The 6,703-nt window shown below is 73.0% G+C and carries 6 protein-coding genes; 2 read left to right on the top strand and 4 right to left on the bottom strand.

The annotated features are described in order from the left end of the window. Positions 1-1,445, bottom strand: a 1,445-nt coding sequence (locus tag L0B03_RS12135; protein ID WP_250446074.1) for a diguanylate cyclase, incomplete at its 3' end; no start/stop codon positions are given. 286 nt (positions 1,446-1,731) lie between these two features. Between L0B03_RS12135 and L0B03_RS12130 the strand changes: the two genes are divergently transcribed. Further along, a complete protein-coding gene (locus tag L0B03_RS12130; RefSeq protein WP_250446072.1) occupies positions 1,732-3,372 on the top strand; it encodes an HNH endonuclease signature motif containing protein in 1,641 nt (546 codons plus the stop codon). A 43-nt stretch (positions 3,373-3,415) separates the two neighbouring features. Here the strand turns inward: L0B03_RS12130 and L0B03_RS12125 are convergent, their stop codons facing one another. From L0B03_RS12125 to L0B03_RS12115, 3 genes are all read right to left on the bottom strand, one after another. Then, positions 3,416-4,075: an FMN reductase gene (locus L0B03_RS12125; protein ID WP_250446070.1), complete on the bottom strand. Its 660-nt coding sequence runs from the start codon at positions 4,073-4,075 to the stop codon at positions 3,416-3,418. Continuing rightward, positions 4,072-5,214, bottom strand: coding sequence for an LLM class flavin-dependent oxidoreductase (locus L0B03_RS12120; protein WP_250446069.1), 1,143 nt, complete (start codon positions 5,212-5,214; stop codon positions 4,072-4,074). The genes L0B03_RS12125 and L0B03_RS12120 overlap by 4 nt, the downstream gene beginning before the upstream one ends. Positions 5,215-5,395: 181 nt before the next feature. Continuing rightward, positions 5,396-5,905, bottom strand: coding sequence for a DinB family protein (locus L0B03_RS12115; RefSeq protein ID WP_250446068.1), 510 nt, complete (start codon positions 5,903-5,905; stop codon positions 5,396-5,398). Positions 5,906-6,087: 182 nt separating this feature from the next. Between L0B03_RS12115 and L0B03_RS12110 the strand changes: the two genes are divergently transcribed. Then, on the top strand, positions 6,088-6,703 hold a 616-nt coding region (locus L0B03_RS12110; protein ID WP_250446066.1), incomplete at its 3' end, for an RDD family protein.

Below are 6,703 nucleotides of genomic sequence, written 5' to 3'. Positions count from 1 at the left end.
GCGACGCCCGCGCTGATGGTCACGCCGATCTCGCCGTCGGCCGCCGCGATCCGCAGCGCGGCGCAGCGCTCGCGCCAGGTCTCGGCACGCTCGGCGGCCGTCGTCGCGTCAGATCCTGGGAGCAGCAGCACGAACTCCTCCCCCCCGTACCGGGCGACGGCATCGGCCTCCCGCACCCCGCCGGCCAACTCGTCGGCGACCTTGACCAGCAGGGCGTCGCCCACGGCGTGCCCGTGCCTGTCGTTGACCTGCTTGAAGTGGTCGATGTCCACCATGACCGCGCTGAGCGGCGTCCCCGCGGATCCCGCGCGGACCACGGCCTCGAGGAGCACCAGCTCGAGGTGGCGTCGGTTGTACAGACCGGTGAGGCCGTCTCGCACGGCCTGCTCGGCGAGCTCGGCACGCAACCGCTCGAGCTCGGTCACGTCGCGCACCACCGCCACGGCGCCGACCACCTGGCGCGAGGCCGTGATGCGGTTGACGCGGACCTCGTAGGACCGCCCGTCCGGCGCGCGCACCGTGCGGGCAGGCTGCCCGTCGAGGGGCACCCCACCGACCACGGCCCCCTCGAAGACCACGCGGACGTCGGCGGGCACCAGCTCGGACCAGCGCGCGCCGATGAGGCTCTCCCGGCGCCGTGGGGACGCGCGGGTCAGCAGCCGTACCCCCGCAGGGTTGACGTCCAGGACACGGCCCTCGGGGTCGAGCACCATGACGGCGTCGGTCAGGGCGGCCAGCACCTGTCGCGTCGAGAGCGGCACCAGGCCCGCGGGTTCGCCGTACCTCTCGACCCAGAACCAGATCCCCGCGGTGACGAGGAAGAGGCTCGGGGCGAGGTCGACCGTGACGCCGTCGGGTCGCCACAGCAGGCTCACCACGCTCCCCGCGAAGGGCACCAGGCCACCCACCAGGGCCACCGCGTAGACGCGCCGGTGGCCGGCCACCGCGCGGGACATGGCTCGCACGACCAAGGCCCCTGCGAGCACGAGGAGCAGGTAGCTGTAGACCGCGTGGGCCACGAACAGGGGACCGAGCTCGGTCACCAGACGGCCGTCGACCCGCTGGCCGACGCTGCGGTAGAGCAAGCCGTGGCTGCGGTCGGTGAGCACGACGACGACGAGCACGACCGGCTCGACCGCCAGGAGCGTGGCGACCCGGTGGTCCAGGACCGACCGCCACCCCGCGAGCACCATGAGGTACCAGAAGCCCGACGCGGTGACCAGGGCCACCGCCGGGTAGACCGCGTAGTCCAGGGCGAGGGTCACGTCCGGGTGCGTCGCGAGGGTCGAGGCGCTGCGCACCACGGCCCAGACCACGCAGCCGACGAGTGCCAGGACCAGGGGTCGGGCCAGCGGCGAGCCCGCACGGCGTCGCCAGACCAGCCCGGCGGTGAGCCCCGCGAGCCCTGCCCCGAGCAGGTTCAGCACAGCCAGCACCGTGTGCATCAGCCGTCCTCCCCGTCATCCCCCCGGTTGTCATCGGCAGACGAGGGCCCGAGGTTGAAGGACGAGAGCGAGGTGGGTACAGCACGTGGGGGGTGGGCTGGTGGGGCTGGGTGTGGTCGGGGTGGGTGTGGTCGGGGTGGGTTCGGTCGGGGCGGGTTCGGTCGGCGCGGTCCTGTCCACAGGTCGCTGGAGCAGACCGTCTCCCCAGCCTCGACGGTCCTGCGGCTCCGATGTCGGAGGCGATTCGTACACTTGTTCGAGTCGATGGGTGATGGGAGGGAACCGGATGGCCAGGACTGTGCGGGAGATGCGTGGCGTCGCGCCCGCGGACCGCTCGGACCCCGGCGACCTCCTGGACATCACGGACCGGTCAGGTCGCGCGGCCCCGTCAGATCAGGCGGCACCCTCGGATCAGGCGGCCCCCTCGGATCAGGTCGCCCCCTCAGGCTGCTCGGCGGACGAGCTCACCGTGCAGGTCGACCGCCTCCGCGCCCACGCGGCCTCTCTGGTCGACGTCGACCTCGCCGCGGTCGACCCCATCACGGCTGCGTCGCTCCACGGGGAGCTGCGCGGGGTGATGGACCGTCTCGGGCTGGCAGCAGCACGGCTGCTCGCGGTCGTCGAGGCCGACGGCCGATGGTCGGCCGGGGGCGCGCGCACCTTCCCCGAGTGGGTGGCCCGGCGGCAAGGGTCCTCCGTGGGGGCCGCCCGCACCGAGGCGCGGCTGGGTCAGGCCCTCGACGCCGACCTCGCCGGTACCCGCGCAGCCGTGGCCGCTGGGCAGATCACCCTCGAGCACGCCCAGGTCCTGGCTCGGGTAGCACCGACCTCTCCGACACGGCGCGCCGCTCTGGCGAGCACCAGCACCGACCGCAACGAGGACTTCCTGCTGGCCAGAGCCAGGGCCGTCGGCGTCGACGAGTTCCGACGCGAGGCCAGGCGGTGGGCGATGAGGGTCGACGCCCAGACCGCCGAGACCGAGCACGGGCAGGCGGTGGCCAAGGAGTACCTCACCCTCTCCCCCAGGCACGACGGCGTGGCCCTGCAGGGGTTCCTGACCGCCGAGCACGGCGCAGCGCTCGCCACCGCTCTGCGAGCAGTCCGTGGGGTGCCTGCCGCCGACGACTCCCGCACACCCCAGGAGCGCGACGGCGCCGCCCTGGGCGACCTGGCCCGGGTGGTGCTCGACAAGGGTCTCGTCGGGGGTGGGGCCCAGGTCCGCCCTCACCTGACCGTGACGGTCTCGTGGGAGACGCTCCAAGGCCTGACCCGTCAGGCGGGATCGGGCACGGGCTCCGGCGTCGGCGTCGGCGATGACCTGGCCCCCGCCGAACTCGACAACGGCGAGCCGTTGCCCGCGTCGGTCCTCGCCCGGATCGCCTGCGACAGCGAGATGAGCCGTGTCGTGTTCGGGCCCGACAGCCAGGTCCTCGACGTGGGCCGAGCCCACCGGACCTACGGGGGCCACCTTCGACGTGCGGTGCTCGCGCGCGACCGGCACTGCCAGTACCCCGGGTGCACCGCGCCGCCCCACCTCGGCGAGGTCCACCACCGGGTCAGCTGGGCCAGCGGCGGACCGACCTCGGTCGAGAACGGGATCCTGCTCTGCTGGTTCCACCACGACCTCGTCCACCGGCGTCACCTGAGGATCGACGCCCTGCCCGGGGGCGGATGGGCCTTCCGACGACCTGACGGCTCGCCCCTCGCCGAGGGAGCCTCACCACCAGTACTGCGACCGGAACCGCCACGGGCACACCCGCCACCGCCACGGGCACACCCGCCACCGCCATCGCCACCGGCCTCGCCACAGCCCCCTTCACCTGACGCCCTGGCCCTGTTCGCCGAGCCCGAACGCGCACCCGAACGCGTCGTCACGCGCCGGGCACGGTCGAGACCCGTCGGGCGGCCGCACCAGGACAGACCGTGAGGGCCACCTGGTCGGGCGGCCGCACGACGTCAGAGCGTGACAGCTACCTGATCGGGCCGCCGCGCAGCATCTGCTCGAACGGGGTCGGGTCGTCGAAGGGATCGGCTGCGCGCTGGCGTGAGGAGGACAGCACCACCTCCGTGAGCTCGCGCGCGGCACGGTCGACGCGGTCCGCGAGGGGAGCGACGTGGTCGTCCTGACGGACGCCCTGGCTGTGGCCGAAGTCGTCCGTCGCCGCGAAGACGCCGGTCGGCACCACGACGGCACGCAGGTAGGCGAACAGCGGACGCAGGGCGTGGTCGACGGCCAAGGAGTGGCGAGCCGTGCCCGCCGTGGCGCCGAGCAGCACCGGGTGCCCCGCGAGCGCCCCCTCGGGCAGCACGTCGACGAAGTTCTTGAACAACCCCGTGAAGGTGCCGCTGTAGATCGGCGTCACGGCCACCAGGCCGTCGGCGGCCTGCACCGCGTCCAGCGCGACCTGCAGCTCAGGCGAGGCGAAACCCGTGTGCAGCATGTTCGTCAGGTCGTGCGCGTGGTCACGCAGCTCGACCAGCTCGACCGACGGCACGGCCCCGCGCTCCCCGAGTTCCCGGCCCACCGCGTCACCGAGTCGATCGGCCAGCAGGCGGGTGCTCGACGGGTTGCGCAGCCCGGCCGAGACGACCGCGATCCGCCGCCGCACCGGCTCGTCGATCCCCGTCATCGGACCGGGGCCGGGGCACGCCCGGTGACGGCGTCGGTGTCCGCGTAGACCGTGACGTCGCGAGCACCGCCGGCCGCCTCGACGAGGGTGGCGTGGACCGGTGCGTCCGGGACGTGCGGAGGGCGCCCCACGGCCAACTCCTTGCGCAGCACGGGCACCACCTCGGTGCCGAGGAGCTCGATCTGCTCGAGAACGGTGTCGAGGGGCAGGCCGGCGTGGTCGATGAGAAACAGCTGACGCTGGTAGTCGCCCACGTGGTCGCGCATCGCCGCGTAGCGGTCGATCACCTGCTGCGGGCTGCCGACCGTGAGGGGCGTCTGCTCCGTGAAGTCCTCCATCGACGGGCCGTGGCCGTAGACCGGGGCGTTGTCGAAGTAGGGACGAAACTCGTTCCACGCGGCCTGCGAGCTATTGCGCATGAAGACCTGGCCACCGAGGCCGACGATGGCCTGGTCAGCGCCGCCGTGGCCGTAGTGCTCGAAGCGCCGACGGTACAGGCCGACCATCTGCTTGGTGTGGTGGATGGGCCAGAAGATGTTGTTGTGGAAGAAGCCGTCGCCGTAGTACGCGGCCTGCTCGGCGATCTCCGGGCTCCGGATCGACCCGTGCCACACGAAGGGCGGCACGCCGTCGAGCGGGCGCGGGGTCGACGTGAACGACTGCAGCGGGGTGCGGAGCTTGCCCTCCCAGTCCACGACGTCCTCGCGCCACAGCCGGTGCAGCAACGCGTAGTTCTCGATCGCGAGCGGGATGCCGTTGCGGATGTCCTGCCCGAACCACGGGTAGACCGGCCCGGTGTTGCCCCGACCCATCATCAGGTCGACCCGGCCGCCCGAGAGGTGCTGCAGCATCGCGTAGTCCTCCGCGATCTTGACCGGGTCGTTGGTCGTGATCAGCGTGGTCGCGGTCGAGAGCTGGAGCCGCTCGGTCCGCGCGGCGATGTAGCCCAGCAGCGTGGTGGGCGAGGACGGGACGAACGGCGGGTTGTGGTGCTCCCCCGAGGCGAAGACGTCGAGCCCCACCTCCTCGGCCTTGAGCGCGATCCGCACCATGGCGTCGATGCGCTCCCCCTCGGTGGGGATGCGGCCGTTCGTCGGGTCACGCGTGACGTCACCGACGCTGAAGATTCCGAACTGCATGATGGCTCCCGACTCGAGGTTCGTACAACATTCAACCATTCACTCGGCAGAACCGCGAGTCCCCCGGGGCTATTCCGCGGTGGGCACGGCTGTCGGCGGCGCCCACCCCCCTCGCGCGGGCACGGCTGTCGGCGGCGTCCACCCTCGCCGCGGGGCCGTGCCCGCCCTCCTGGCAGAACGGTCAGGAACGCGGACTCTGCAGCAGACCTCGCAGGTATGCGGCCTGGCCCACGTGCTGGAGGTCGTCGCTGATCACGCTCACGAGGCGCGCCCCCAAGGTCACGGGCGGGTCCCAGGCCTCGTCCACCACGCGGTCCAGGTCGCGGGCACCGACCCTGCGGAGCAGCTCGACCGTGCGAGCGTGGACAGCCTCGTGGTAGCCGACGAGGAGATCCGGGGAGACCCGCACCGCCTCGACCTCGGCTGGGCCGTGACCGAACCCCGTGTCGAGCCGCGGCAGGTCCAGCCCGAAGCGCTCGGCCCAGCCCTCGGTCCAGACCTGCTCCTGCGCGAAGGCGTCAGCGACGTGGTCGTCCTGCACCCTGCTCAGGTGCCACACGAGCCACGCGATCGTGTTGGCCCCCGGCGCAGGGACGCGGTCCACATCCGTCGGCGCGATGCCGTCGAGGACCGCCACCACCTCCTCCCGCACCCGGTCGAACCCGTCAGTCAGGATCTCTCGCACGTCCACGCAAGCACCGCCTCTCCGTCACACACGGGTCCACCCCGCGCTCTGCCCGTCAGCCTTCCATCCGGCTCCCGCACCGGCAGCGCGGACGCTCGCTCCCCGCCGTCGCCGGGCCCGGGACGCGGACCGCGTCTCGTCGCCCCCGGACGCTGACAGCGGGGGACGCCGCGTGCCAGGATGCTCCGATGGCGACCGCAGGGGGCGGCCCGCAGGACGGCACCCGCCCGGCCCCCGGACCACCGTCCGAGGGGGCCCTCGAGGCCCCCGACCAGTCCGAGGTCTACGCCTCGTGGTCCCGACGGGTCGTGGCCCACCTGCTGGACGGCGCGATCCTCGGGTCGATCTGGACGCTGACCGCCGGCGACCTCGGTATCGCGGAGCGCCGCATGATCGGCCTCAACCCGGGGCTGGGCCCGAGCCCGTGGCTCGACGCGCCGACGCTGTGGGTGACGGCCCTCCTGCTCCTCACGATGCAGGCCTACGTGGGCAGCACCCCCGGCAAGCTGGTCGTCGGCATCGCCGTCGTCGACGTCACCGAGGGGCGGGCGATCGGGCTGGTACGCACCCTCGGACGCTGGGTGACCCACCTGCTCGACTCGATCCTGCTCGTCGGCTACCTGCGACCGCTCTGGCACCCGCAGAACCAGACCTACGCCGACACCCTGCTACGGACCGTCGTCCTCGACACCAGCACGCCGCGGCCGCACCGGTGGCTCGCCGGCCGAGGCACCGACGCCTGGCGGCGTCCGCTGACCTTCGCGGCCGGGGCGCTGTGCCTCGCCGCGGTCGCGGTCGCCTGCG

Source organism: Actinotalea sp. C106 (assembly GCF_023630195.1).
GTDB lineage: Bacteria > Actinomycetota > Actinomycetes > Actinomycetales > Cellulomonadaceae > Actinotalea.
The sequence above is the reverse complement of the archived record's forward strand: the minus strand, read 5'-3'. Positions and strand labels throughout refer to the sequence as shown.